Annotated in this window: 24 protein-coding genes and 1 other RNA gene; 14 read left to right on the forward strand and 11 right to left on the reverse strand. The window is 58.8% G+C overall.

All coding sequences use genetic code 11. From position 1 onward, the window contains the following. Positions 1 to 18: 18 nt before the first annotated feature. The 5 genes from B8783_RS11605 to B8783_RS11625 all read left to right on the forward strand — a co-directional run bounded on the left by B8783_RS11605 (position 19) and on the right by B8783_RS11625 (position 4,376). Positions 19 to 453 carry a DM9 repeat-containing protein gene (locus tag B8783_RS11605; protein ID WP_139792348.1) on the forward strand — a complete coding sequence of 145 codons (435 nt, stop codon included), beginning with the start codon at positions 19 to 21 and terminating at the stop codon, positions 451 to 453. A gap of 168 nt (positions 454 to 621) precedes the next feature. Next, a complete protein-coding gene (locus B8783_RS11610; RefSeq protein WP_084420280.1) occupies positions 622 to 1,539 on the forward strand; it encodes an SDR family NAD(P)-dependent oxidoreductase in 918 nt (305 codons plus the stop codon). A gap of 12 nt (positions 1,540 to 1,551) precedes the next feature. Then, positions 1,552 to 3,009: a mechanosensitive ion channel family protein gene (locus tag B8783_RS11615; RefSeq protein WP_084420281.1), complete on the forward strand. Its 1,458-nt coding sequence runs from the start codon at positions 1,552 to 1,554 to the stop codon at positions 3,007 to 3,009. Positions 3,010 to 3,106: 97 nt separating this feature from the next. Beyond that, the gene (locus B8783_RS11620; protein ID WP_084420282.1) at positions 3,107 to 3,802 is read left to right on the forward strand and encodes a pirin family protein; all 696 of its coding nucleotides are present in this window, start codon (positions 3,107 to 3,109) and stop codon (positions 3,800 to 3,802) included. Between the two features lie 100 nt (positions 3,803 to 3,902). After that, on the forward strand, positions 3,903 to 4,376 hold the full coding sequence (locus tag B8783_RS11625; RefSeq protein ID WP_084420283.1) for a hypothetical protein: 474 nt from the start codon (positions 3,903 to 3,905) through the stop codon (positions 4,374 to 4,376). 22 nt (positions 4,377 to 4,398) lie between these two features. On the opposite strand, the gene B8783_RS11630 is transcribed toward B8783_RS11625, so the two are convergent. From B8783_RS11630 to queC, 3 genes are read right to left on the reverse strand one after another with little or no spacing between them, the layout of a single operon-like run. After that, positions 4,399 to 4,827, reverse strand: coding sequence for a 6-carboxytetrahydropterin synthase (locus B8783_RS11630; protein WP_084420284.1), 429 nt, complete (start codon positions 4,825 to 4,827; stop codon positions 4,399 to 4,401). After that, complete coding sequence (gene queE, locus B8783_RS11635) at positions 4,782 to 5,435, reverse strand: 7-carboxy-7-deazaguanine synthase (RefSeq protein ID WP_233355761.1); 654 nt, start codon at positions 5,433 to 5,435, stop codon at positions 4,782 to 4,784. The genes B8783_RS11630 and queE overlap by 46 nt, the downstream gene beginning before the upstream one ends. After that, complete coding sequence (gene queC, locus B8783_RS11640; RefSeq protein WP_084420286.1) at positions 5,432 to 6,139, reverse strand: 7-cyano-7-deazaguanine synthase QueC; 708 nt, start codon at positions 6,137 to 6,139, stop codon at positions 5,432 to 5,434. The genes queE and queC overlap by 4 nt, the downstream gene beginning before the upstream one ends. A 243-nt stretch (positions 6,140 to 6,382) precedes the next feature. Here queC and B8783_RS11645 point away from each other — a divergent pair, with 243 nt between their 5' ends. The 3 genes from B8783_RS11645 (at position 6,383) to B8783_RS11655 (ending at position 11,265) form a co-directional block, all read left to right on the forward strand. Beyond that, on the forward strand, positions 6,383 to 9,289 hold the full coding sequence (locus tag B8783_RS11645) for a TonB-dependent receptor (RefSeq protein WP_233355762.1): 2,907 nt from the start codon (positions 6,383 to 6,385) through the stop codon (positions 9,287 to 9,289). A 122-nt stretch (positions 9,290 to 9,411) separates the two neighbouring features. Further along, positions 9,412 to 10,614: a PQQ-dependent sugar dehydrogenase gene (locus B8783_RS11650; protein WP_084420287.1), complete on the forward strand. Its 1,203-nt coding sequence runs from the start codon at positions 9,412 to 9,414 to the stop codon at positions 10,612 to 10,614. 30 nt (positions 10,615 to 10,644) lie between these two features. After that, positions 10,645 to 11,265: a glutathione S-transferase family protein gene (locus B8783_RS11655; protein ID WP_084420288.1), complete on the forward strand. Its 621-nt coding sequence runs from the start codon at positions 10,645 to 10,647 to the stop codon at positions 11,263 to 11,265. 133 nt (positions 11,266 to 11,398) lie between these two features. On the opposite strand, the gene recR is transcribed toward B8783_RS11655, so the two are convergent. The 3 genes from recR to B8783_RS11670 are packed head-to-tail and all read right to left on the reverse strand — an operon-like array spanning position 11,399 to position 14,085. Next, entirely contained in the window at positions 11,399 to 11,998 is a 600-nt protein-coding gene (gene recR / locus B8783_RS11660; protein ID WP_084420289.1) for a recombination mediator RecR, read from the reverse strand. A gap of 12 nt (positions 11,999 to 12,010) precedes the next feature. After that, positions 12,011 to 12,334: a YbaB/EbfC family nucleoid-associated protein gene (locus B8783_RS11665; protein WP_199288173.1), complete on the reverse strand. Its 324-nt coding sequence runs from the start codon at positions 12,332 to 12,334 to the stop codon at positions 12,011 to 12,013. Positions 12,335 to 12,345: 11 nt separating this feature from the next. Next, positions 12,346 to 14,085, reverse strand: coding sequence for a DNA polymerase III subunit gamma/tau (locus B8783_RS11670; RefSeq protein WP_084420291.1), 1,740 nt, complete (start codon positions 14,083 to 14,085; stop codon positions 12,346 to 12,348). 101 nt (positions 14,086 to 14,186) lie between these two features. Here B8783_RS11670 and B8783_RS11675 point away from each other — a divergent pair, with 101 nt between their 5' ends. The 4 genes from B8783_RS11675 to B8783_RS11690 all read left to right on the forward strand — a co-directional run bounded on the left by B8783_RS11675 (position 14,187) and on the right by B8783_RS11690 (position 18,540). Next, entirely contained in the window at positions 14,187 to 15,680 is a 1,494-nt protein-coding gene (locus tag B8783_RS11675) for a cryptochrome/photolyase family protein (protein WP_084420292.1), read from the forward strand. Positions 15,681 to 15,821: 141 nt separating this feature from the next. Continuing rightward, positions 15,822 to 17,129 (forward strand): dihydrodipicolinate synthase family protein, encoded by a 1,308-nt coding sequence (locus tag B8783_RS11680; protein ID WP_233355763.1) that lies wholly within the window; start codon positions 15,822 to 15,824, stop codon positions 17,127 to 17,129. A 66-nt stretch (positions 17,130 to 17,195) separates the two neighbouring features. Beyond that, positions 17,196 to 17,972, forward strand: a complete 777-nt coding sequence (locus B8783_RS11685) for a glutathione S-transferase family protein (RefSeq protein ID WP_084420293.1) — start codon at positions 17,196 to 17,198, stop codon at positions 17,970 to 17,972. Positions 17,973 to 17,976: 4 nt separating this feature from the next. Continuing rightward, positions 17,977 to 18,540, forward strand: coding sequence for a hypothetical protein (locus B8783_RS11690; RefSeq protein WP_084420294.1), 564 nt, complete (start codon positions 17,977 to 17,979; stop codon positions 18,538 to 18,540). Between the two features lie 1,029 nt (positions 18,541 to 19,569). Here B8783_RS11690 and ffs read toward each other — a convergent pair. Beyond that, positions 19,570 to 19,666, reverse strand: an RNA gene (ffs, locus tag B8783_RS11700) — signal recognition particle sRNA small type. A gap of 64 nt (positions 19,667 to 19,730) precedes the next feature. Here ffs and nudC point away from each other — a divergent pair. Continuing rightward, entirely contained in the window at positions 19,731 to 20,666 is a 936-nt protein-coding gene (gene nudC / locus B8783_RS11705; RefSeq protein WP_084420296.1) for an NAD(+) diphosphatase, read from the forward strand. Positions 20,667 to 20,813: 147 nt separating this feature from the next. Here the strand turns inward: nudC and B8783_RS11710 are convergent, their stop codons facing one another. The 3 genes from B8783_RS11710 to B8783_RS18510 form a co-directional block, all read right to left on the reverse strand. After that, positions 20,814 to 21,317 carry a YHS domain-containing (seleno)protein gene (locus B8783_RS11710; protein ID WP_084420297.1) on the reverse strand — a complete coding sequence of 168 codons (504 nt, stop codon included), beginning with the start codon at positions 21,315 to 21,317 and terminating at the stop codon, positions 20,814 to 20,816. 120 nt (positions 21,318 to 21,437) lie between these two features. After that, positions 21,438 to 21,596 carry a YqaE/Pmp3 family membrane protein gene (locus B8783_RS11715; RefSeq protein WP_084420298.1) on the reverse strand — a complete coding sequence of 53 codons (159 nt, stop codon included), beginning with the start codon at positions 21,594 to 21,596 and terminating at the stop codon, positions 21,438 to 21,440. A 16-nt stretch (positions 21,597 to 21,612) separates the two neighbouring features. Further along, a complete protein-coding gene (locus B8783_RS18510) occupies positions 21,613 to 21,789 on the reverse strand; it encodes a hypothetical protein (RefSeq protein WP_169711783.1) in 177 nt (58 codons plus the stop codon). Between the two features lie 184 nt (positions 21,790 to 21,973). On the opposite strand from B8783_RS18510, the gene B8783_RS11720 reads away from it, so the two are divergent. Continuing rightward, on the forward strand, positions 21,974 to 22,888 hold the full coding sequence (locus tag B8783_RS11720; protein WP_084420299.1) for a LysR family transcriptional regulator: 915 nt from the start codon (positions 21,974 to 21,976) through the stop codon (positions 22,886 to 22,888). A gap of 117 nt (positions 22,889 to 23,005) precedes the next feature. Here the strand turns inward: B8783_RS11720 and B8783_RS11725 are convergent, their stop codons facing one another. Continuing rightward, a complete protein-coding gene (locus B8783_RS11725; RefSeq protein ID WP_084420300.1) occupies positions 23,006 to 24,967 on the reverse strand; it encodes a DUF885 domain-containing protein in 1,962 nt (653 codons plus the stop codon). Between the last annotated feature and the right edge of the window lie 15 nt (positions 24,968 to 24,982).

Here is a 24,982-nt window from a genome sequence, read left to right on the forward strand (position 1 = left end):
ATAGTCTCGGCGGCGGCCATGGCTGACGCGGGCTGGACTGACTTCGAGGGCACGATCCCGGACGACGCCATTTCGGGCGGCCTGGAAAATGAACATGCACTTCCCGTCTGCCGGGTTGAAATCGAAGGCAAGATGCATCCTGGAAAAGTGCACGTCTTCATGTGTCACTTTGCTTTTGACGGCGCGGAATATCTGTCGGACGAATTTGAGGTTCTGACCAAGGCCGAGAGCGACATCGAAGTCTGGTCAGCGCTTGCGGTGACCGACGAAGCTGATGTCGTACGAAGCGACAACAATACGGACGAGACGCTACAGTTTCCCGTGTGCCGCGCCGCCTGGAAGGACGGCTTGCATCCCGGCAAGCTCGAAGGCGCAAAATGCCACTTCGGCTATGGCGGCCGTGAACTGGTGGCCGAAACCTACGAGGTGCTCCAGCTGGTCGCCTCTGAATAGCAATTGAGCTGGCATTCAAGAGGCGCTAGCCCGCACACCGGTCTGATCTGCCGCGTCAGACGTTTTTTTGACCGGACATTAGGAAAGCTACTCGCGACTGCACTTGCCTTTCGGCGTGCAACGGTGTTGGAAATAGCCCGGTACAATCAAGTCAATCTGGAGGATAATATGGGCGTACTCGACGGAAAAGTGGTGCTTGTCACAGGCGGCGGCAACGGGATCGGCAAGGAATGCGCGCTACTGGCCGCGCGTCAGGGCGCAAAGGTTGTCGTCAACGATCTCGGCGGCAGCCTGACCGGCGCTGACGAAGGTGACGCAGGCCCGGCCGAAAAAGTCGCCGCCGAAATTCGCGCCGCTGGCGGCGAGGCGGTCTCGAACTCCGATAGCGTGACAGACTACAAGGCCGTCGAAGGCATGGTCGAGCAGGCCAAGGATGAGTTTGGCGGCCTTCATGCCATCATGAACCCAGCCGGTATCCTGCGGGACGGCATGTTCCACAAAATGTCGGAAGCCGACTGGAAAGCCGTCATCGATGTGCATCTGCACGGCACGTTCAACGTCACCCGCGCCTCGATCAACGAGTTCCGCGATCAGGAGGACGGCTCCTACGTTCTGTTCACGTCCACGACGGGCCTGATCGGCAATATCGGTCAGGCGAACTATGGCGCCGCCAAGCTTGGTATCGCCAGCCTGTCCCACATCATCGCCATGGAAGGCGAGCGCAAGAACGTTCGCTCCAACGTCATTGCACCGTTTGCCTGGACGCGCATGATTGCCTCCATCCCGGTCAAGGATGAAGCGGGCGCAGAGCGCGTCGAGCGGATGAAAAACGGCATGCGGGCCGATCAGGTCGCCAACTTCGCGGTCGCCCTCTGCGCTGATGGCGCAAAGGATGTATCGGGCCAGATTTTCTCGGTTCGTGGCAATGAAGTCATCCTGTTCAGCCAGCCGCGGCCGGTCAAATCCGTCGCCCGGATCGAAGGCTGGACCCCGGAATCCCTGATCGAGCAAGGTCTGCCAAGTATGCAGGGGAGCTTTACGGATCTCGGTCCAACGACCACAGTGTTCCCGTACGAACCAATCTAGGGGACTGACCACATGCAGGGGGAGGCATCGTCTGGCGACGGCAACGCAATCCTGAAGGAATGCGTTGTCCGTGACGGGACCGAATATTGCCGAACGGTACCAGCCGATGGCATTGCCTCCCCCGATGTGTCGCCCGTGGTCCAGACCGACTATCTGGCCTGGGCGCGCCCATTTCTGGATGACCCGGTCGGCTGGTCGAAGACTTATGTCCTGAACGTCGACATTCTCATTCCGATCCTGTCGCAAGTCGGCTTGATCCTAGCAGCCATTTTCTTCGGTATCATTCTGGCCCCGGCCGCACGCAAACAAGTGTCTTCGCTTGTCCAGCGCCTGCCCGTAGCCATCGCCCGAAACATTGACGAAACGACGCCGCGACTGGTGCGTCCGGCGCTGTGGGCGACGGCCCTCTATATCGGCCTTATCGCGTTCAATGCCATTGGTCTTGAAAGCACGCTCGTTCGCATCGCCGCATCACTTGGCCTCGCCTGGCTGCTGATCCGGCTCGTCACGACCTTTCTCCCGGATTTCGTCCGCAAGCCGCTGGCCTGGACCATCTGGGGGCTCGCCATCTTTTACGCGTTTGGCGTGCTTGATGATCTTATTGCCTGGCTTTCGAATATCGGGCCGCCCTTTGCCGGCGGCAGGATCAGCCCGATCTTTGTCTTGCAGGCGATCGCGACAGCGGCCTTCTTCCTGTTTGTCGCGAGCTGGCTTTCGAAACGACTGAAAACGCGGGTTCATGCGCTGCCGAAGGTTGAACCCTCGCTTCGCATTCTAATGTCGAACGCGCTCCAGATCGGCCTGTTCTTCGGGGCGGCCATTCTGACCCTCGCAGGTCTGGGCATTCCCCTGTCCGGCCTCGCTGTCATCGGCGGCGCGGTTGGTGTTGGCCTCGGTTTTGGCATGCAGCAAATCGTCGCCAATTTTGTCTCCGGCGTCATCCTGCTGACCGACCGCTCCATCAAGCCAAATGACGTGATCGAGGTCGATGATACCTATGGCGTGGTGAAATCCCTCGGTCTGCGCTACGCGTCGGTCATCACGCGCGATGGCAAGGAGCACCTCATCCCGAATGAGATGCTGATCACCGACAAGGTCGTGAACTGGAGCTATACGAACAAGGAAGTGCGCGTAAAGAAACGCCTGCGCGTCGAATACGAGTCGGATTTGCGCCAGGCGGTCGAACTTGTTGTTGAAGGCGCCAAGGCGACCGCCCGCGTCCTGCATTCGCCGGCGCCCAAGTGTCTCGTCATGGAGTTTGGCGACGAGGCGATTGAACTGGAAGTGCGTTTCTGGATCGATGACCCTGAAAACGGGGTCTCGAATATCGCGTCCGAGGTGCTGCTTAATATCTGGGACAAATTCAAGGAAGCGGGCATCGATATCCCACTGCGCCATGAAGACATTCTCATCAGCCCCGGTTCCACGCTGCAGGTCGAGATGGTGCGCGCCAAGAAAACAACCGATTGATGCGCTCCACGCATAAGTGATCTTTGCCCATCGCTCTTGGAGCAAAGACCTCTCCTGTCCATTTCTCTGACAGACAAATGCTTTCAGGAGACTGGACATGATTGATATCAGACGATTTGAAAACCTTGGCACCTTCGAGAATGAATGGCTCGACGCCCATTATCACTTCTCATTCTCCCACTATTTTGACCCTGCCCGCATGGGACACGGCAAATTGCGCGTCTGGAATGATGACCGCATCCGCGCGCAAACCGGCTTTCCGCCACATGGTCACCGCGACATGGAAATCATCACCTATGTCCGCAGCGGCGCGATCACGCACCGCGACTCACTTGGCAATGAGGGCCGGACGGAAGCGGGCGACGTGCAGGTGATGAGCGCAGGAAACGGCGTGCAACATTCAGAGTGGAATGCCGAAAACCAGGACACGACCCTGTTCCAGATCTGGATTGAACCCTCCGAAGCAGGCGGCCAGCCGGGTTGGGGCGCGCGTAAATTCCCGAAAGCCGACCGGTCTGGCCAATGGGCTGTCCTGGCGAGCGGCAATGAGGAGGACGGCGCCCTTCCCATCCGACAGGATGCACGCATTCTGGGCGCAACGCTGAAGGAAGGTGAAGACCTGGAATACGTCGTCCCGGCCAGCCGCTATGGCTATTTCGTTGTCGCGGACGGCTCGGTGAGCCTTAATGGCGAGACGCTGAACGCACGAGACGGTGCAGCCGTCACAGGTGCGGAGACGCTTGTTTTTAAAGGCGTGAAAGCGGCTGAGATCGTCTTCGTGGACACAGTCTGACCCTTGCCTCGCCTTTGCAATCAACAGCCATAGAGCAGCAACCGGCTTTGTTATCGAGCGTTGCATACATTATATTTACTGCATCCGCAGGAGAACCATCATGAAAATTGCACTTGTATCCTTGTTCGCACTCGCAACCGCACCAGCAGCCCTGGCAGCGACAATTGACGTCAACTACTCACCTGAGTTCCAGGAAAAACTGCAAGATGATTATGGCGTCAAAGAAGGTGATCGCCTCGCCGATGATATCCGGGGCGACATCGAGCGTGAGCTGAAGAAAGCCAATGTAGACGCTGATCGTGTTGCCGTGACTATTCTCGACGCAACACCCAACCGGCCGACGATGAAACAGCTGTCAGACCGTCCCGGCCTCGACATGCTTCGTTCAAAATCGCTTGGCGGGATGGACCTGAAAGGAACCGTGTTCGACGCCTCCGGAACGCCGGTCGCTGAACTCGAATATGACTGGTATGAAACCAGCATCGAGAATGTGGTCACAGCAAGCGTTTGGAGCGATGCCAACCGGGCATCTTCAAAGTTTGCTCGCAAACTGGCTGAAGAGCTGACCGACTAGGCCGCCAAACCTGTTTCGCCGATCAATCAGGCGACAGAACCAGCCTGCAGCTTTCATTGAGTGATGGCCGCGACAGACAAACGGCCGAAACACTCGGCAAGGTCGTCTTGAGGTCCCGCGCCACCCAGAGGCAGATCCGTTCCAGGGTCGGGACCGAAAGGCCATCGATCTCGTTGAGAAGTCTGTGGTCAAGTTTTGCAGCAACCTCGTTGAGGGCTTCCGTCAGCAGACTGAAGTCCTCAACCCATTCCTCGCCAGGCTTGACCCGGCCGCGTACGGTCGCTTCCAGCCGGAAGGAGTGGCCATGCATATTTCTGTAAGGATGGCCTTCAGGCTTGCCGCCCATGAAATGCGCAGCCTCGAAGGTCACCGCCTTCGAGATTTCGAACACTTCGCCGGACGGGCTCAGGGCAGCCCGATCAGTTTGTGGGTTTGTAAGCTCAGTCGCCATTTTGGATGCTTCATGCAGTAGGCCGCCGCAGCGGCAATGTTTTCGGACTGCCTGCTATCATCTTTGGGCTGCAGGAAAAAGTGTTTGAACTGCAGCATTGCAAACTGTTCGGGCTGCGCTTCTGGCTCATCCTGGGGAAAGACGAGCTTCAGCTCGTCGCCTTTTGTCTGAACAATCGGGGCATTTGCTTTCGGCGAAACGCAAACCCAGTCCAGCGACGGCGGCGCAACTTGCGTCCCGTTCGTCTCTACGCCGACCTCAAATCCGGCAGTTTGCAGCGCCTCAATCAGCCTCTCATCCAGTTGCAAAAGCGGCTCGCCACCCGTGCAGACAATGTAGGCATCCTTGCTCATTGATCGGCCGTCGGCCTGCCATAGGCCCACAGCGTGTTCGACGAGCGCCGCTATGCCACGAAACTTTCCACCATTCTCACCGTCGGTGCCAACGAAATTGGTATCGCAGAAGCTGCAGACGGCCAAAGCACGATCGCGCTCAAGTCCCGTCCAGAGATTGCAGCCGGCAAAGCGTAGAAACAATGCCGCACGGCCCGCTTGGGCGCCCTCGCCTTGCAGCGTGACGTAAGCCTCTTTGACGGAATAGGTTTTCACCCTTGGCGCTCCTGCCACTTGCGATAGCCAGAGGCGCGCAATTCGCAGGCCGGACATTTGCCACAGCCATATCCCCAGTCATGCTTGCGGCCCCGCTCACCGAGATAGCATGTGTGCGTCGCATCAACGATGATCTGGACCAGCGCCGGTCCGCCGAGATCATAGGCCAGCTGCCAGGTCTCGGCCTTGTCGAGCCACATCAGCGGCGTCTCGAGCGTGAAGTTGCGATCCATGCCCAGCGACATGGCTTTCTGCTGGGCGTCGATCGTTTCACGACGGCAATCGGGATAACCGGAATAATCGGTTTCGCACATGCCGCCGACAATCACGTTGATCCCACGACGCCACGCGAGGGCGCCCGCCAGCGTCAGAAAGATAAGGTTTCGCCCCGGCACAAACGTCGATGGCAGACCACCCTCGGGTGTTTCGATATCAACGTCCCGCGTCAACGCGGTCTCGCTGATCTCTCCCAGCACGCTGAGGTCGACAAGATGATCCTCGCCAAGCCTATCGGACCATTGCGGGAACGTCGCGCGCATCGCCGCAAACACGTTCTTTCGACAATCCAGTTCCACACGGTGACGCTGCCCATAGTCGAACCCGAGGGTCTCGACGTGCCGGAAACGCTTGAGCGCCGACGCAAGACAGGTCGTGGAGTCCTGTCCACCAGAAAAAAGAACAAGGGCTGAAGTCGGCTTGGACATAAGCGCGCCATTAGCAGAGCTACACAACGCGTCCAAGCTAAACGTTCCGTTAGGGGAAGTATCCGTGCCCAAAAAAACACGCCGCGACGACAAGTAAACGAAAGCGCAGGAACAGGTTGACAAAATGTCACACAAGGCCCTGAGATGAGAGTCGAGGCACTTCCACACATAAAGGAAGGCCCGTGAGGAAACGCAAGTATTGAGCACATGCCAAAGGCTGGCTCATCAGGGAGGAGTAATTCAATGACTCAAAAAACACTCGGAAAGTATCTGATGTTGACGGGTGCGTCAGCGATCGCGCTCGGATGGCTAACGCCAGCCGCCATCGCTCAGGAAGATACGGACGTGCAGCGCAAACTCGGCACGGTTCTCGTCACCACGCAGAAAACAGAAGAATCAATTCAGGACGTTCCTATTGCCGTCTCGGCCTTTGACGAGGACGCGCTGGAAAAGCTGCAATTGGCCGGCGGGCCGGACCTGGTCAAATCGATCCCGAACGTAAACTTCACCAAGGGCAACTTCTCCGGATACAACTTCCGGATCCGCGGTATCGGCGTTGACGCCGTTTCAACGTCCGCCGACGCTGGCGTCGGTGTACACCAGAACGATGTGCCGCTGACCTCCAACGCGCTGTTCGAAGCAGAGTTCTATGATGTCGAGCGGGTCGAAGTCCTGCGCGGCCCACAAGGTACACTTTACGGCCGGAACGCCACGGGCGGCGTGTTCAACCTGATCACAGCCAAGCCAGTGCTCGAAGAATTCCAGGCCGACGCGAAACTGACCTATGGCAACTACAATACGGTCAAGGCCAAGGGCATGATCAACGTGCCGCTGGGTGACAAGGCCGCCTTCCGTCTTGCAGGCTCCATGCTTCAGCGCGATGGCTATGTCGACAACGTCACGACCGGTAATGATGTCGACGACCGCGATCTCTATTCAATCCGAGCATCGCTTGCATTTGAACCGACCGACCGTCTTCGGACCTTCCTGAGCTATGAGCACTTCGAAGAAGACGATAACCGCATCCGGTCCGGTAAGCAGTTCTGCGCCAAGGACCCGAACAAAACGAGCTTTGCTGGCATTTCGATCTCGGCATTTGACCAGCTGATCACCTCACAGGGTTGCGTCGAGGCCCGCCTCAGCGATCCGGCTTCACTTGGCGGCGTCAATACAGCCGGTACGCTTGGTGGCCAGTATGGCTTTATCTCTGGCACGGTAGGCGGCATCGATCCGCTGACCGGCAATGCCATCAATATTGATGCCAATACGAGCGGCATCATTCCCGACCTGAGAAAGACCGAAAGCTATTTCGACCCGACCTATGAAGGCTCGCAGGACCTGTTCACCTGGAAGGCCGAATTCGATATCACTGACAGCCTGCTGCTGACCTATCTTGGCAGCTATAATGAGAACGAGGTCATCTCCCAGGAAGACTATAACGAGTACGCCGCTGACGTGCCGTTCAACACGACGGTCGGCCCATTCATCGGGCTTGTGGATCCGGCGCTCGCGCCGCTCTATGGGCTGCTATTCCCCGGCGGCGTGGTGCAAGACCCGCAGCTCGGCGCCTTCAACTTCCCGGTCGCAGCCGACCTTTCCGGTGCGTATTCAGAGCAGACGACCCACGAAATTCGCCTTCAGTCGGATTTTGACGGGCCATTCAACTTCAATCTCGGTGCGATTTCCGTCGATTTCGAGACCAATACCGGTCCGAAGATCCAGGAGAGCTATTACGTCTTCTTCAACGCTTCGTCCGCTTTCAACCAGATCCTGAACGCGGCACAGGGTGCTGAAGTCTTCCCGATTGAAGATATCAATGGGGCTGGTGCGACGCCGATCGAGAATCTGGATGGCGTGTCGCGTCAATACTTCCGCTCCCTGACGCCATACTGGCTGGAGAGCTTCGCTGTGTTTGGCGAAGGCTATTATGACATCAATGACGATCTCAAAGCGACGCTCGGCCTTCGTTACACCAAGGATGACAAGGAAGTTCTGCGTGTTCCAACCTTCCTGTCGGAATCGATTGCCGACATTCCAGACCCACTCGCCGGCACAGGCAAAGCCCAGGCCAGCTTCGAAGAAGTCACTGGCCGCGTTGGTCTGGACTGGTCACCGGAGCTGAGCTGGTCGGAAGACTCATTGTTCTACGCCTTCTACTCGCGCGGCTATAAGGGCGGCGGCATCAACCCGCCACAACCTGCCGGGTCAGTGAGCGCCTTCCCTGAACTCTTCGACCCGGAATTCATCAACTCCTACGAAGTCGGGACAAAGAACACGCTGGCGGGCGGTGCCCTTCAGCTCAACGCGACCGGTTTCTACTATGACTATACCGGCTATCAGATCACCCAGATCATCAACCGTACCTCGGCGAACTTCAACGTCGACGCAGAGATCAAGGGTCTCGAAATCGAGACGATCTGGAACCCGGCCTCTACCTTCATCATCAACGCCAATCTCGGCCTTCTCGACGCACAGGTGAAGGATACATACGGCGTTGACGTCCTCGACCGCACCAACGGCCGCAGTGACCTGGTGGTGCTCAAACAGTTCCCTGGGGCGGCCAACTGCGTGGTGTCTGCCGAGGGGTATGCAACCATTCTCGGTGCGATCCAGGCCGGAACCGTGCCGGGCGTCGGCCCTGGTGCAACGCTCGGTCTCTGCTCCGGCGCATTTGCCGGCGCTGAAACAGCTTTCGGTGTAGGCACTGTGACCTACACGGACAGCAGTGGTCAGACCCAGACGATTGGTGGTCTCACACCATTCGAGGGCGATGCGAAGGACCTGGATGGCAACAACCTGCCAGGCACGCCTGACACCACGCTGAACATTGGCGCAGAGTACACGTTCGAAGCCCTTGGCGGCGGCAGCTGGGACATGCGTCTACGTGGCGACTACTACTACCAGGCCGACGCTTTCAGCCGCGTCTGGAACACGGGCCGCGACGAGCTGGAGAGCTGGGACAACCTCAACCTGTCCATTCAGTTCATCAACAATGATAACGGCCTCGAATTCGAGATCTTCGGCAAGAACATCACGGATGAGGAAGTCATCACCGGGTCTTACCTGACCGATGACTCGTCAGGCCTGTTCTCCAACGTGTTCCTGAACGAGCCTGCCCTTTACGGCGTCTCGGTCACCAAGCGCTGGTAACCACCAGGATAACGACTGGAACGGGGCGGCCTTCGCGGGCCGCCCTTTTTCTTTGGCCGCCACACACGTTTGCGCCATCTACTATTATCATTACAGTCAGCGATTATCTTACAGGAGTTCACATGAGACACGCGATCGCCCTCGCCTCCCTTCTCGCGCTCACGGTCGCCTGCTCAGGCGCCACCGATGAACCCGCCGCCGATAAGTCGAATGGATCGCAAGCCGCTGACACCCAGGATGCGGCTGCCGAAACCGCCGAGAATGTGCTCGTCAGCAAGGATGGTTTTCAGCTGACCCCTGTCGCAGAGGGGCTGGACTTTCCATGGGACATGATATTCCTGCCGAGCGGCGATATGCTGGTAACCGAACGTGGCGGCCAGATCCGCATCATTCGTGATGGCCAATTGCTGCCTTCGCCCGTCGCCGGAACACCTGACACGCTGGTCAACGGCCAGGGCGGCTATTTCGGCATGGCACTCGATCCCGATTTTGCCTCCAATCGACGGCTCTATCTCTCCTTCGCGAAGGGCACGCCGGAACAGAATACGACAACCGTCATTTCCGGCACTCTGTCAGAAGACGCCTCGCAACTGACCGAGGTTCAGGAAATCTTCTCCGGCACGCCGCGCGAAACCTCGCACCATTTTGGCGGCCGTCTCGTCTTTATCGATGATGGCACCCTCATCGTGAGTATGGGTGAAGGCTTCCGCTATATGGACGAAGCCCAGAACCCGATGAATTATCACGGCACCATCGCCCGTATTAACAGCGATGGCTCTACACCAGAAGACAACCCGTTCGCCGATGGCTCCGACGGTGCGCCAGCTGTCTGGACCTATGGCCACCGCAATGTGCAGGGCCTTGTCTGGGATGAGGCCCGCGGCATTCTCTGGGCACATGAACATGGCCCCAAAGGCGGCGATGAACTCAACATCATCGAGCCGGGCAATAATTATGGCTGGCCGGCCATCACCTATGGCGTCAATTATGACGGCACGATCATCACCGAGGAGACTAGCGCACCCGGTATGGAACAGCCCGTTACGAAATGGGTCCCCTCCATCGCCCCATCCGGTATGGCGCTGGTCTCCGGCGATGAATTCAGCGACTGGTCTGGTGATCTCCTCATTGGCGCGATGAACGGCCCCAAAGGCCAGAAGATCGTCCATGTCGACCTTGATGAAGCCGGGCAAGTCCTCGGAACCACAGACCTGATGGCCGATCTCAAAATCCCATTCCGCGATGTCGCCATGGGGCCAGACGGCGAGCTCTTTGTCGCGACCGCAAATGCCGATGGCGTGATTTACCGCGTCACAAAACAATAGAGCCGACGAAACGGCCTCGGAGGAAACACAATGATTACGCTTCACCACCTGCGCGTCGGGCGCTCGATCTTTACGGTCTGGCTATTGGAAGAGATGGAGCTGGACTACGAGCTGAAGGTCTATCACCGCCATCCGGAAACCTTCCGCTCACAGGATGATATCAAGAAGGCAACGCCGCTCGGCAAGTCACCTACCCTCGAGGATGGCGACATCATGCTCACCGAATCCGGTGCGATTGCGGCCTATCTCGTGGATCGCTACGATACTGATGGCAAATTCGCGCCAGCCCGTACAGATTATGCGGCTCACGCTGAATATCTGCGCTGGCTACACTATCCTGAAGGGTCAGCCTTCCTGCCGCTTTTCCTCAAGATGCTGCTCGCCCGCGAAGGTGACACTCCATCGGCCGTGTTCAGCGCGTTTGCGGCAGGTGAAGTGCCGCTACACCTCGGCATCCTGAATGACAGACTGGCCGACCGCGAATTCATCCTAGGCGATAAGTTTCAGGCGCCGGACATTGGCGTCAGCTATATCGGGAATATGGCCGAGCGTCTGGGCGAGCTTGCCCCTTACGAACATCTCAAAGCCTATCTTGAAAGGAACATGCAGCGCCCGGCCTGGAAGCGGGCGAAAGAGCGGGCTGTAGAGTAGATTGCGCCTCGGTCGCCCCGTTTCTCAACAAAGCGCTTGCCGAACCACATTGAAGATGAGCGCTTGAATGAAAGCTCTCGGAAGGCCTCATCCTGAGCGAAGTCGAAGGGCGAGGCCGTCAGAGGCCGGAGGTCTAACGCCGGGAGCGCATGGCGGCAGCGAGCGTACCTTCATCGAGATGGTCCAGCTCACCGCCATGCGGAACGCCCTGCGCAAGCCGGGTGGTCTGCACGTCGATGCCTTCAAGCTGGTCACGCACATAATCGACCGTGATCTGCCCATCGAGCGTGGCGCTCAATGCAAAGATCACTTCCTTGACCTCGCCCCCTTTAAGCCTGTCGACCAGCATGCCAATTGTCAGGTCTTCAGGCTCAATCCCGTCCAGCGGTGACAGCACGCCGCCAAGCACATGGTAGCGCCCGCGAAACGCGCTTGCCCGTTCCAGCGCCCAGAGATCGGGCACATCCTCAACGACGCAGATGACACTGTCATCGCGACCGGGCGACTGGCAAACCGCGCAGGGCTGTAGCGTATCGAAATTGCCGCAAATATTGCACCGCTCGATCCGGTTGCCAGCTTCGGCCAAGGCTTCGGCGAGCGGGAGAAGCAGCTGGTCCTTGCGCTTTAGCAAATGGAGCGCGGCGCGGCGCGCAGAGCGCGGCCCAAGACCGGGAAGCTTCCCGATCAATTCGATCATTTTCAGAATTTCAGGGCCGGCGCTTTTCTGGCTCATGAGGCGGGCAGCCTAAAACGGCATCTTGAAGCCGGGCATCATGCCGCTCATGCCGGAGGTCGCTTCCTTCATCGCCTTTTCCATCGCCTCTTCAAGGCGCTTGCGGGCATCCGAATGGGCCGCCTTCACAAGGTCCTCGATGATTTCGGCATCATCTTCGAGCAGGGACGGATCGATTTCAAGGCCGATCATCTCGCCCTTGCCCTTCAGGCGCACTTTCACCAGTCCGGCCCCGGCAATGCCGTCAGCTTCGGTGGCTTCGACCTTTTCCTGTGCTTCCTGCATCTTGGCCTGCATCTGCTGGGCCTGCTGCATGATCTTTGAGAGATCCTTCATCCCCATTGGGACTACCCTTTCTTCTGATTTGCGACGCGCAAAGGCACCACATTGTCCCCGGCGGGGCTCTGTTCAAGGGCTGGTGCGACCGTTACGTCAATAACTTCCAGTCCGTCTATGGCGGCGAGCGCTGCCTTAATATCAGGGTGCGCCTTCACAGCTTCAATGCGCTCGGCCTTTACACGTTCCTCGCGCTCATTGATCGTCTCGCGGCTGGTGCGCGCGCGCTGCACGTCCCATTCATGGCCTGTCGAGATTTCCAGGAAGTCTGTGAGGCGGCGCAGCAGGTCGACAGGGGCGCCGTCTTTCAGGTCGCAGCTGATGGTACCTTCAGCGAACAGGGCTGGACGGATATAGGATTTCGCCTCGCCCCAGAGGCGCGGTTCACGCTCTTTCTCCAGCAGGTCCAGCACATCCTCGAACTTCGAAAGACGCGCGCTCGGCTCGCCGCCGACCGGCACGACATTCGGGTCAGACTTGCCGCCCCTGCCCTGCTGATTAGATGGGCCGCCACCGCCCGCAATCATTCTGGCTGCGTCCTCTGGCGAAGGCAGACCCGCCGCCGACACCAGGCGCAGCATCACCATACGCAGCGCGACGTCACCTTCGGGCGCGCTTTGGGTGTCACGATAGCCTGAGAGCAGGATTTGCCAGTTGCGCTGCGCCTGTGCCGGCGAAATGCTTTCGGCGATCTGGCGCGTACGCTTGGTCCAGTCGGCCGGGCCCGGCAGCGTGTAATTATCCCCCATCGCCTGAACCGTGGCGACATCGGCGGCAATCTCTAGCAGATCCTTCATCAGCACCAGCGGATCTGCGCCAATCTGGACCTGCTCGGTGATCTCATTGACCGCTTCACGCGCCTTGCCCGTGACAGCGTATTCGAACGCATCCAGCAGGCGTAGCCGGTCACCAAGGCCGAGCATGTCGCGGATGCCCTCTCCGGAGATCTCGCCGCCATCAAGGCCCTGCACAATCGCCTGATCGAGAATGGACAGCCCATCGCGCACTGAGCCTTCAGCGGCGCGGGCAATCAGCGTGATGCCTTCTTCTGAGATGTTGGCGCCCTCACGTCCGGCAATACGGGCGAGGTGTCCGGCCAGCTCCGCCGTGTCGAGCCGCTTCAGGTCAAAGCGCTGACAGCGCGACAGCACTGTCACCGGCACTTTGCGGATTTCCGTGGTGGCGAAGATAAACTTCACATGCGGCGGCGGCTCTTCCAGCGTTTTCAGCAACGCATTGAAGGATGCGGTCGACAGCATGTGCACTTCGTCGATGATGTAGACTTTGTAGCGGGCCGACTGGGGCGAATAGCGCACCCCGTCGAGCAGGTCCCGCATATCCGCAACGCCCGTACGAGAGGCTGCATCGAGCTCCAGCACATCGGGGTGCCGGCTTTCCATGATCGCCTTGCAATGCTCTCCTGGCGGGTCGAGCTTGAGGCTCGGGCCGGGATGGTCACCCTCATAATTGAAGGCGCGCGCAAGAAGGCGGGCCGTGGTCGTCTTGCCGACACCGCGCACGCCGGTCAGCATGAATGCATGAGCGATACGGTTCAGCTCAAACGCATTGCGCAGTGTGCGCACCATCGCTTCCTGGCCAATCAGATCAGAGAAAAGTTTCGGGCGGTATTTGCGGGCGAGGACCTGATAGGACGCCTTTGCATCGGGCGCGGCCATTTCTTCTTCTCCGAACATAGAGAAGGTGGCGTCATCGCGCTCGGTTTCTTCGGGGGGGCTGGTCTCGTCAGTCATTGCGAATTTATTAATGGCAGGGACTCGGGGGGCTCCGCAATGGCCCGCACGCGGTTTTGCAGTCTTTGCCTGTGGGCGCGGCGGCCCTAGCTCATCCTGTTATGACCAAGACGCTGATCATCTTCCCGCACCAGTTGTTCGATCACCATCCCGGTCTCGACAAGCGACCTGACCGGATCGTGCTGATTGAGGACAATCTGTTCTTTGGCGATCGGCAGTACCCGATGCGCTTCCACAAGCAGAAACTTTGGCTGCACCGGGCGAGCATGGCGCGGTATATGAAAAAGCTGGAGCCGCTCAAGCCGGAGGTTGAGCTTGTTCGCTACCAGAAGGGGGAGGCACTGCTGCGCCCGACGATTGAGCGGCTCGCGAAAGATGGCGCCAAGGAGATCATCTGCTGTGATCCTGTCGATTTTATCCTTGAAAGGCGCCTTAAAAAATACTGCGAAGACAATGGCCTGACGTTGACGCTCCTCAATACGCCCATGTTTCTCAACACGCCGGGCGAGAACAAGGCCTGGCGGGAAGACAATAAGTCCTGGTTCATGGCAGAATTTTACAAACGCCAGCGCCGGCAGCTGGACGTGATGATGGACGGGGAAAACCCGGTTGGCGGCCAATGGAGCTTTGATGAGGACAATCGCAAGAAAGTCCCCAAGAAACTGAGAGATAGCGTCCCGCAGCTTCGCCCCATTGGGCCTGATGAAATCGAGGAAGAGGCCCGCAGATCGGTTGAGGCTGATTTCCCGGACAATTATGGCTCCCTAAAAAACCTTTATTGGCCAACGAGTCATGAGGCTGCGGAGAGCTGGCTCGGGCAGTTTCTGCGCGAGCGGTTTGAGCTTTTCGGGCCTTACGAAGACGCCCTTCTGGAGGGGGAAAGTCTGTTGTGGCATTCGGCGATCACGCCGATGCTGAATATCGGCCTGCTGACCCCGAAGCTGGTCATAGATGCCGCGCAGGCCTTCATAGAAAACAAGGACATACCGCTGAATTCAGTTGAAGGCTTCATCCGCCAGATCATCGGCTGGCGCGAATTTATGCGGGCAACTTATGAGGATCTTGGTGTGGATATGCGCACCACGAACCATTGGGGCCACACACGGGCTTTGCCCAAAAGCTTCTGGACGGGCGAGACCGGGATTGCGCCCATAGACGACACGATAAAACGTGTCCTCGATACCGGATATTGCCACCATATCGAGCGGCTGATGGTGCTTGGCGGGTTCATGTTCATCTGCGAGATCGACCCGGATGACATATATCTATGGTTTATGGAAATGTTCGCCGATAGTTATGACTGGGTGATGGTGACGAATGCCTATGCGATGAGCCAGAACGCCGATGGTGGGCGCATCACGACAAAGCCCTACTTCTCTGGCTCTGCCTATGTCCGCAAGATGGGAAATCACCCTAAAGGCGAATGGTGCGATATCTGGGATGGGCTCTACTGGCGCTGGATCTGGCAGAACCGGGAAAAACTTTCCGGCAATGCCCGCTGGGCGATGATGGTGTCGATGGCCGAAAAAATGGACGAGGAAAAACGGGAAAACCATCTCAAGACGGCCGCGAATTTTCTAAAGAAAATGGCCTGAATCACGGTGTCGTAGCGGTGTTCTCTATAGAGGGTGTCGTAGCAGGGTTTTTCTGGGCGGTGCGACGACGATTTTGACCCGAAACGCTCAACCCTTGGCAGAACAAGCCTCCCCCTCTCCACGCTTGCAAATTTGCCTCGCATGCTTGATGACAATCGCACCAATTCCACAAATGAGGTGCGAGACATGAATCAGGATGCGCAGACGACCGGACAGGCCCAAAGCGGACCCGCCGCACTCAGTCGGCGCCGCCTCATGCAACTCGCCTCCGTCGCGAGCGCCGCGCCCCTGATGGCCGCGAGCGCACATGCGCACAGCGAACCTGCCGCTACCCCTGCCCAATCCGCGCCAAAAGCGCCAAGCCTTTCCTCGCCGCAGCGCGAATGGGCAGCAACGCACCTTCGCGGGCTCGCCAACCTCTTCCTGCCAAGCTTTCAGCCCGATCTTGAAACCCTGGACGAGGACGGCCTTCGCCATGATGTCCGCCACGCGATCGATCTCAGCTTTTGCGGCACCATGCCGATGGTCAACTGGACCCCGCCCGGCAACCCGCAATGGGAACCCTATTATCGCACGCTGATCGAGGAATCCGCGGGTCGTCTGCCAATCCATGGCATCATGTTTACGAACAAGGCCGAGCAGGACATTGCGCTGCTGCGCCAGCAGGAGAAATTTGGCGTCGATGCGGTGCTGCTCGCCGCGCGCTACCGGCCCGACATTTCGGCTGACGAGCTTTATGATGAAATGCGCAAACGGATCGAGGCAACCGAGCTTCCGGTGATCCTCTATGCCGCGCTGAATGAAGGCCGCGCTTTCCCGCACCTTGGGCCGGCCGGACAGCCGCTGGACGTCTATGACCGGATTGCGGACCTGCCAAATGTCGTCGCGCTGAAAGTGTCCCAGCCGATCTCGCTGACATCGACGATGCAGCTTTGCGATGCGGTGGCTGACCGGCTGCTGGTTGCGCCAGTGAACCTTGATTTCGTGCCGCTGCTGGCGCGCCACTATCACATGCAATGGTCCGGCCAGTGGAATGGCGAGGCGGTGCAGACGCCGGACAATCAGCTCGGCAATCAGCTGCTCGCGGCCACGGCGGCCGGTGATGTCGAGGCGGCCAATGAAGCGGCCATCGCGATCCAGCCGGTGCATGACGCCTTCTTCCAGCTACAGTCAGAAGTGATCCGCGCAGGCGCCCACCCCTGGCAGCATAACAAGTATTATTCCTGGCTCGGCGGCGGCAATGGCGGCCTGCTCCTGCCCCCAGCCAGCGAGGCCGACCATGTGCCCGTGCTGACGCCTGAGGCCCGCGCCGAGATCCGCACCGCCTTCGAGGCTTCGGGCCTCACGCCAACTGATGCGCCGGAGGAAAGCTTCGTCACCGGCCGCGCCGCCTATGACCGCGGTGTGCGGATGAGCGACCTCAAACAAGTGCCTCGCTACGAGGCCTGACGCCAAGACAGGCTGGCCGGATCGACCGGGCCCAGCGATATATATAAAAACCGGAGGAACACCAGAATGAAGCGTATGATGATAGCGGGCCTTGGGCTCGCCATGGCGAGCGCTTGCGCCGCCACACCCGTCACAACCAGCACAGAGAGCATAGTCATGACTGAGGCGATGGAGATGCCTGAACTGACAATCTATCACCTTGAAGGGCGCCGCTCGGAGCGGATTGTCTGGCTGATGGAAGAGCTGGAGATGCCGTACAAGCTCGAATATGTGCGCGGCGATCTTGGAGCTTCGATGGCGAAGGTTCGCGCGCTTGGCCATGAGATGCCGCAAGTGCCGACCGTGACGCTGGGCGATGAAATCCTTGTCGAGAGCGGCGCGATCATCGAGACGATCATCAACCGCTATGCGCCGGGCGAACTAACCCCGGATATCGCAAGCCCTGACTATGCAAAGCATCTGATGTGGCTGCACTATGCCGAAGGTTCACTGGCCGCGCGCCTGTTCAGCGATTACCGCGCCTGGCGCACGAACCCGCCAGAAGCACGTTCGCGCATGGTCGATAGTGAGGCGGTCGTCCAGTACTCGGAGAACTATCTGAAGGACCACGACTATTTTGGCGGTGCAGATTTCTCATCCGCCGACATCATGATGTGGTTCCCGCTGAACGTCGCGACCAAGCTGAACCTCGTCGATGAAGCGAAATTCCCGAAGATCGCTGAATGGAAGACGCGCGTTGAAGCGCGGCCGGCCTATCAGCGCATGCTGGCAGCGGCCCGCCCTGATGGCATTCCCGGCAATCTGCCACCTGTGAAAGTGCGCCCACCGAGCGAACGAGGCTAGACGCTTGGGGGCACGCATTTCTGCTCTGGTGATGGCCTGCTGCCTCTCGGCATGCGGGCTGTCACCGGTGTCCCAAAAGGCGAGTGAGACGGCGGGACTGACCGCTGATGAGGCGGCACGGGCGCTGATTGAAGAGCTCGGGCCCCAGCAAACCTTTGCGCGGCTCGGCTGGCAGCAGAACCCGGATTACAAACCGGCAGAGCCATGTTTCGAGTATTGGAACACGCCCGATACATCCGCCCTCGACGCGGCGGAGAAGCGCGATTGCGACGCGCATGCCGAAGATCTCTCGCGGCTCTATGCGTCCTATGGGACGGACGCCGCGCCGCTGGTTTTCAAATCTAGGTATTACTGGGCCGAGCATGAAAAGTTCGACCTTGAGTTTCCGAGCCTCGTGGCGGCCTGGCAAGCCAATGGCGGCAGCGAAGACGATCCGAGTTTTCTGGACCATCCGGTTTGCGCCGGCCCGCTCCAGACCGGGTGGACAGGGTCTGACTATTTCTATGACGGGGCCGAACACCCGCTCTGCCGGCTCTTCAAGCTGGACCCTGTTGCGGCGACGCAATGATGGGGTTTGGGGTTGAAATGTAACGCGCATCTCTCGTCCGCTCACCCCCGCGTAGGCGGGGATCGTGTGAGACGGGCGCCGCATATCGACTGCCTGAGGCCCCCGCCTGCGCGGGGGAGATCGGGGTTTGTGTGCAGACGTGCGGGGCGGCCGCAGATACCTGCGGAGGCAGGTATCCATAGTGCTACCGATCGGGTGAAGCCACAGATGTAAAGCCATGGACACCTGCCTGCGCAGGTGTCTGCGGATGTTGGGCTTTGAGGTGTGTGGGGTGGAAAAGTGATCGCCCCGTTTCAGCCCCTCATGGCCTAATCCTGAGCCCGTCGAAGAACGCGGCGCCTGCGACAGCCTTGACCGTCTGAGACCGGCCGGGCGTTTGCTGACTATGGCCGAATTGCGAGGTCCGCCATGTCGACCAAGAAATCACAATTCAGCATTTTTAACGCGGAAAGTTCAAACGCTATGCGTTTGCCACATTTATTCTGTTTTTACAAGTCTGTATTTACTTAGGATTATTAGCCCTATGGACGCACCGCGTTAGTCTGTAACGTCCAACTCATGAACGATGCAAAGTACTATCGACAAAAGATCGCCGAGGTGGACAGGCAAATCTCTGAATTGCAGAGATACAAGCGCTTTCTGTCTGAATTGAGCAGAGACACAAAGCTTCTGAATGATCGAAATCAGCGGGAACTCATCACGGCGAAAAATGCCGGTAAGTTCGCGACATTGCGCTCGGTCATCGAGCTTCTTGCACACGGACGCCCAAAACAAACAAAGGAAATTCTGAGGTTTTTGAGCAAGAGCCTAAACGACCGCAGAAATGAACGCACTTTGCGCAGCCATCTCACGAGACTGAAAAACGAAGGTCATCTTGTTTGCGACGACCAGTCTGGACTGTGGACCCTACCCAAGCGAAATTCGATTCCATTCCAACCGGGATCGTCTTAGCCGGCTATGCCGGACAGCAAGCGCCGCTGGGCTTGGCTTCCAAACCCAAGTTTCCAGCGGCCTCAAATTTAATGAAGAAGCGGAGACTGGACAGTGACCCGAAGCGAAACTCGTTAGGGCTGCTTCGTTCCCGACCTGACCCGGTTAGCGAGGACTTCGTCCACCGCCAGCCTCCTGAGGGGTATATCGCGAATCGAAAGCGGGGTGACAAGGGGCGTCATGCTGCTAGGTCTGGTGACATGACGAGTCACAATAATAATTCCGAATTTATCCCCCTCGGCTCACGTCCGATTGACCGGGCGGGCCATCACCGTAGCGATGAGGCATGGCTATCGGCTGCCTATCAACGCGACGATGTGCTGATCCTGGTGGTTCAGAAGGGTTTGCCGCTGATTACGGCGAAGGGCGGCCTTGTCTGGCTGGGGCCGGAGGCGGCGAAGGCGGCGCCGGATGCGCGGCGCCTGTTCATGGGCCTCGACAAGAACGGCACACCGGTTTTCGCGATTGATGTCGGCGACGGGTTCGATCTTGAAACTTCGCTAATTGCGGGCCTTGGCGAGTTTGCCGATTTCCGGATGGCGATGTCGCGCATGTCCGAGCTGGAGCTGAACCTCGCCTCGACGGCGCGCTCGATCTTTGAGTGGCACAAGTCGCATCGGTTCTGCGCCAAGTGCGGCACCGAAAGCGAGATGCAGGAAGCTGGCTGGAAGCGGGTTTGCCCATCATGTGAGACCCAGCATTTTCCGCGCACCGACCCGGTCGCCATCATGCTGGCAACGCGGGGCGACAAATGCCTGTTGGGGCGTCAGTCTTTCTGGCCAGCGGGCATGTGGAGCTGTCTGGCGGGCTTTATCGAGCCGGGCGAGACGCTGGAACAAGGCGCGGCGCGTGAGATCCATGAGGAATCAGGTGTCATCTGCCGCGCGGACAAGGCCGAGTATCTGTTCTGTCAGCCCTGGCCGTTTCCATCCTCTCTGATGATCGGGATGCTGCTGCCCGCCGAAAGCGACGAGATAACGATTGATGAGACTGAGCTGGAAGCGGCGCGCTGGATCACACGGGCTGAAGCGCGCGACGTGCTGGCCGGAAAGCACCCGGAGATCATGGCGCCGATGAGCTTTGCGGTGGCCCATCACATCCTGAAGGAATGGGCCGAGCGGCCTGATGGCAGCTAGGGCGCCGCTTCGCCTGAACCCCAAACTGTCCTGCCAGAAAACCTGATCACCAGACGTAAAAAGACCCTGCACTGAGGGGGGAGTGCAGGGTCTTCAAGCCGGTCTGGAATAATAAGGCGGGGTGAGGGGGAGGAGGGAATTGCCTTGCTATTTCAGGACGACCGGCCAGTTGGTGTTCGCTTGATCAATGAACTCAGCTTTGTTTTGTTCCCACTCATTCTGAATTTTTTTATTGTAGTTGAGATAGAGCTTCCCATCGACAATTGACCAATGGTCGGCATCGCCTTTTGCGGTGCTGCCTTGAGCCACGGCCCAGGCGCAGTAGCCGCCGTATTGCGGCGCGTATTTTTCGGGGTCTGCCTTGAAGGTGGCGAGGTTCTCAGCTGAGGCGAAACGGAATTCCGCGCCCATATACTCCGTGCTGAATGCCTTGCTGCCTTTCACCGGTTTGCCGTCGGTAAAATAGGCCACAGGGTCATGGCCCTGGACGGCGGTGTTGGAGGCAAAGCCGGTATAGACTGGCGCTTTATCGGCATGCGCCGGGGCGACGACAGACAGGCTTAGCGCGCCCAATGCGAGCGCGGCGAAAATGCCCCGGGCCGCGGTGCGGGGCACCAGGTCTGGCTTCGATCGGAAAGGACTGTCGGACATGACGTGTCTCCTGTTGTGAGACAGCTAATCTAGCAATGCCGCAGCTTTGTTGCATCTCATGACCGGGTGAGCGGCCATCACAACCGCGTGCGCCCGATGTGAGATGCAGGACAGGAGGGCCTAGTTGCGGGCGATGATCCAGACGGCGTGGATGATGCCTGGAATATAGCCGAGGATCGTCAGAACGATGTTGATCCAGAACTGAAGGCCGAAGCCGACCTGCAGGAAAACGCCAACAGGCGGAAGCAGGATGGCGATGATGATGCGGAAAAGATCCATTGGGGTGCCCCTTTTGTTAAAAATAACCCTCCGGTCCTGTTTGGCGGACCAGAGGGATCACTGAATCAAGCGGGCGAACGGGCTGAACGTTCCGATCATCGCTGAAAAAGCGTGAGGACCCAGCCTGACGGGCCGGGACGAGCGAGATGATCACGGCGATGATGTGCGCCGGCCAGGTCTTGAGACGGGTCATGGCATGGGTCCGACGTCTGTTTTGAAATCCCCCGCGACGTCAGGCCAGCCGAGCCCCGAAGGCGAATGACAGGCGCGCAATCGCCCTCACAAAGAGGTGAGGCGCGCCTGAACAGCGCGAGAGGGTCGCGGGGCGCAGATTACTGCCTATATTGGGATGGAAGGGTTTTGAGGGAGATGAGGCGATGGACCGGCTGGATGCAATGCGGCTATTCCTGAGGGTGGCCGACACGGGTAGCTTTTCCAAAGCGGCGGCTGACCTCAATGTCGGCCAACCGACCGTTTCGCGGCGGATACAGGACCTTGAGGCGCAGCTTGGCGCAGACCTTTTCCTGCGCACCACGCGGGCGCTCAGCCTGACTGAAGCCGGCGAGAAATTCTATGCCCGCGCGAAGGTGATCCTGCAGGACTTTGAAGCCGCTGAAGCCGAAGTACGCGGCCTCGACCAGGAGGCGGTTGGCCAACTGCGGATAACGGTGCCGCACTCTCTGTCCCGCATGGTAATCGCACCCGCGCTGGCGAGCTTCATGCGCCAGTATCCGGACGTGTCGCTGGATGTGATTTCAGATGATACGTATACGGACATTGTGCAGGAGGGTATCGACCTTGCCTTCCGTCTGGGGGACCTTTCGGACTCCAGCCTGATGGCGAAACGTATTGCGCTTAGCCAGCGCCGACTCTGGGCGTCTGTCGGGTATGCCGAGCAGGTGGCCGGACTGGACAATCCCGGCGAGCTCAACCCGAAAGAGGCGCTGCATCTTCGCCACAAGACCGGCACGCAAATCTGGGCGCTGACGCATTCGGGCACCGGCCAACGCGTAGAGCTGCGCGTTGATGGACGGTTCCGCGCCTCATCCGGCGACATGCTGATACAGGGCGCGCAGGATGGCCTTGGCTATATCCTCGCGCCGGACTGGCTTGTCTGCGAGAAAGTGCGCGAAGGCACGCTGGTGCGGCTCTTCCCCGACTGGGAAGCCGACGCCCTGCCCCTGCATTGCGTCTGGTCTGGCGGCAAGCTGAAAGGCAAGGCCAAGCTGCTCGCCGACCACATCACCGAAGCGATGAAAGCCGGAGAGTTGAGTGAGCGTGAGGCGGTTTAGCCCCTGAAGGATGCCGCGATAACGGAATGTGTCCGTATCGCTTGCTCTGCATCGAACAAAAGAAAGGCCCCGAAGCTTTCGCCTCGGGGCCTATTCGGTCTGAGTTGGCGTTAAGCCTTACTCTTCGATGGTGACTTCTGTCTCAGTCGTCTCTTCTTCGACGACCGGCGCGGTTTCAGTGGCCGGCGCTGCGGTTACGACGCCATTCTGAACGTCGGAGATCCACTGGTCGACACGGCGTTCCAGGATCGTCAGTGGCAGCGCGCCGCCGCCAAGGATCGTGTCATGGAAGGCGCGGATGTCGAACTTGTCGCCAAGCTCTGTTTCGGCTTTCTCGCGGAGGCCCTGGATCTTCAACATGCCGATCTTGTAGGCGGTCGCCTGACCCGGCATCACGAGGTAACGCTGGATTTCAGAGCGGGCCTGTTGTTCGGTGATCGCCGCATTCTCGATGAAGTAGTTGAACGCCTCTTCTTCAGTCCAGCCCTTGGAGTGAAGGCCGGTATCGACAACCAGACGGATGGCGCGCCAGATCTCTGAGCCGAGACGGCCGAATTCCGACATCGGGTTGTCATAGGTCCCCGGCATTTCCTTGGCGAGCGCCTCTGAATAGAGACCCCACCCTTCGGTATAGGCGGTGAAGCCAGCCTGGGTGCGGAATTGCGGGATGTCCTGCAGCTCCTGCGCGATCGAGATCTGCATGTGGTGGCCCGGAAGGCCCTCATGATAGGCGATCACTTCAAGCTCACGCTTCGGCATGGATTCCATGTCGGAGAGGTGCGCGTAATAGATGCCCGGGCGCGAGCCATCCGGCGTACCAGGATAGTAGTGCTGGGCGGCGCCATCCTGCTCACGGAAAGGCTCAACGCGCTTCACCTGAAGATCGGCTTTCGGAAGGATGCCGAAATAGTCAGGCAGCAGGGTCTTGATATTGTCGATCGCGGCCGTTGCATCGGCGATATAGGCGTCAGCGCCTGCATCGGTGTTCTCGTAATAGAGGTCGCGATTGTCCTTGCTGTCACGCAGGAAGACAAAGAACTCCTGCAGCGTGCCGTCAAAGCCGTACTCTTCCTTGATGGCTTCCATTTCGCCGTGGAGACGATCAACTTCATCGAGGCCGATCTGGTGGATTTCGTCGGCTGTCAGGTCCGTCGTGGTGGAGGCCTTGAGGCGGTAGTTGTAATAGGCCTGACCGTTTGGCTGCGTCGTGCCGACACCGGTCGGGTTGGACGGTGCGTTTGGCAGCTCGGCCTCGGCCCAGTCGATGATGTTCTGATAGCCGGGCTCGAAGTCTTCGATGAGCGCGGTCTCAGCGTCGGCGAGCAGTTTTTCGGCCTGAGCGTCATCAATGGTGCCGGCATCTTTCAGCTTGGTGACTTCGGAATTGATGTCGGCCCAGATGTCTGATGGCTCACCCTCTGTGAATGGCGCGCCTGTGATGATCTTCTTCGACTGGTCGATTACGCCTTCGAGCGCGAAATCAGGCGTCTGGACGCCCTTTTCAGCGGCCGTCTTGGCGTGCTCAAGCAGCTGACCCCCGGCCCGGCCCGCTTCCTTGATACGGGAAATGTAGGCTTCCATGTCCTCAAGCGTATCGACGCGGTGGAACTGGATGAGGAAGGTCGCGATGAAAGCCTGAGGGCCGTTCATCTGGTCAAAGGTGTAACCGTTGTAGAAATACTGCATGCCCTCTTTCTGGAGATCATACTGGTATTCCCAGATGTCCCAGGAGTTCTTGGCTTCCGGCGTCAGCTTGTCATAGTCGAAGTTCGCCTTCATCTCCTCGACGGTTTCTGCCTTCCAGGCGAGGTCTGCTTCGGCGGCTTCCTTCGACATGTCGTCGATCTCGCCATAGCGTTCCTTGCGACCGATGAAGGTCAGCCCGATCGGGCTTCTCATCAGCTGCTCTTCATACTTCTCGTCGAACCATTCGTTCAGGCGGGCTGTTTCAGCCTGCATGTCGGCTTCGGTGATTTCTACAGTCGCAGTTTCCTGCGCTGGCTGATTGGCCGGTTCTGTGGGGGTTTGCTGGCCGCAGGCGGCGAGGACGAAGGCAAGGGCTGTCAGGCTGACACGCATATGGGAGGACTCCTG

This window comes from Henriciella litoralis, from assembly GCF_002088935.1.
Classification (GTDB): Bacteria; Pseudomonadota; Alphaproteobacteria; order Caulobacterales; family Hyphomonadaceae; genus Henriciella; species Henriciella litoralis.

What these genes read in the sequence shown, in the direction of transcription:
- B8783_RS11605 (WP_139792348.1), top strand. Translation starts at nt 19, where the DNA reads ATGGCTGACGCGGGCTGGACTGACTTCGAGGGCACGATCCCGGACGAC.
- B8783_RS11610 (WP_084420280.1), top strand. Translation starts at nt 622, where the DNA reads ATGGGCGTACTCGACGGAAAAGTGGTGCTTGTCACAGGCGGCGGCAAC.
- B8783_RS11615 (WP_084420281.1), top strand. Translation starts at nt 1,552, where the DNA reads ATGCAGGGGGAGGCATCGTCTGGCGACGGCAACGCAATCCTGAAGGAA.
- B8783_RS11620 (WP_084420282.1), top strand. Translation starts at nt 3,107, where the DNA reads ATGATTGATATCAGACGATTTGAAAACCTTGGCACCTTCGAGAATGAA.
- B8783_RS11625 (WP_084420283.1), top strand. Translation starts at nt 3,903, where the DNA reads ATGAAAATTGCACTTGTATCCTTGTTCGCACTCGCAACCGCACCAGCA.
- B8783_RS11630 (WP_084420284.1), bottom strand. Translation starts at nt 4,827, where the DNA reads ATGGCGACTGAGCTTACAAACCCACAAACTGATCGGGCTGCCCTGAGC.
- queC (WP_084420286.1), bottom strand. Translation starts at nt 6,139, where the DNA reads ATGTCCAAGCCGACTTCAGCCCTTGTTCTTTTTTCTGGTGGACAGGAC.
- B8783_RS11645 (WP_233355762.1), top strand. Translation starts at nt 6,383, where the DNA reads ATGACTCAAAAAACACTCGGAAAGTATCTGATGTTGACGGGTGCGTCA.
- B8783_RS11650 (WP_084420287.1), top strand. Translation starts at nt 9,412, where the DNA reads ATGAGACACGCGATCGCCCTCGCCTCCCTTCTCGCGCTCACGGTCGCC.
- B8783_RS11655 (WP_084420288.1), top strand. Translation starts at nt 10,645, where the DNA reads ATGATTACGCTTCACCACCTGCGCGTCGGGCGCTCGATCTTTACGGTC.
- recR (WP_084420289.1), bottom strand. Translation starts at nt 11,998, where the DNA reads ATGAGCCAGAAAAGCGCCGGCCCTGAAATTCTGAAAATGATCGAATTG.
- B8783_RS11665 (WP_199288173.1), bottom strand. Translation starts at nt 12,334, where the DNA reads ATGAAGGATCTCTCAAAGATCATGCAGCAGGCCCAGCAGATGCAGGCC.
- B8783_RS11670 (WP_084420291.1), bottom strand. Translation starts at nt 14,085, where the DNA reads ATGACTGACGAGACCAGCCCCCCCGAAGAAACCGAGCGCGATGACGCC.
- B8783_RS11675 (WP_084420292.1), top strand. Translation starts at nt 14,187, where the DNA reads ATGACCAAGACGCTGATCATCTTCCCGCACCAGTTGTTCGATCACCAT.
- B8783_RS11680 (WP_233355763.1), top strand. Translation starts at nt 15,822, where the DNA reads ATGCTTGATGACAATCGCACCAATTCCACAAATGAGGTGCGAGACATG.
- B8783_RS11685 (WP_084420293.1), top strand. Translation starts at nt 17,196, where the DNA reads ATGAAGCGTATGATGATAGCGGGCCTTGGGCTCGCCATGGCGAGCGCT.
- nudC (WP_084420296.1), top strand. Translation starts at nt 19,731, where the DNA reads ATGACGAGTCACAATAATAATTCCGAATTTATCCCCCTCGGCTCACGT.
- B8783_RS11710 (WP_084420297.1), bottom strand. Translation starts at nt 21,317, where the DNA reads ATGTCCGACAGTCCTTTCCGATCGAAGCCAGACCTGGTGCCCCGCACC.
- B8783_RS11715 (WP_084420298.1), bottom strand. Translation starts at nt 21,596, where the DNA reads ATGGATCTTTTCCGCATCATCATCGCCATCCTGCTTCCGCCTGTTGGC.
- B8783_RS18510 (WP_169711783.1), bottom strand. Translation starts at nt 21,789, where the DNA reads ATGACCCGTCTCAAGACCTGGCCGGCGCACATCATCGCCGTGATCATC.
- B8783_RS11720 (WP_084420299.1), top strand. Translation starts at nt 21,974, where the DNA reads ATGGACCGGCTGGATGCAATGCGGCTATTCCTGAGGGTGGCCGACACG.
- B8783_RS11725 (WP_084420300.1), bottom strand. Translation starts at nt 24,967, where the DNA reads ATGCGTGTCAGCCTGACAGCCCTTGCCTTCGTCCTCGCCGCCTGCGGC.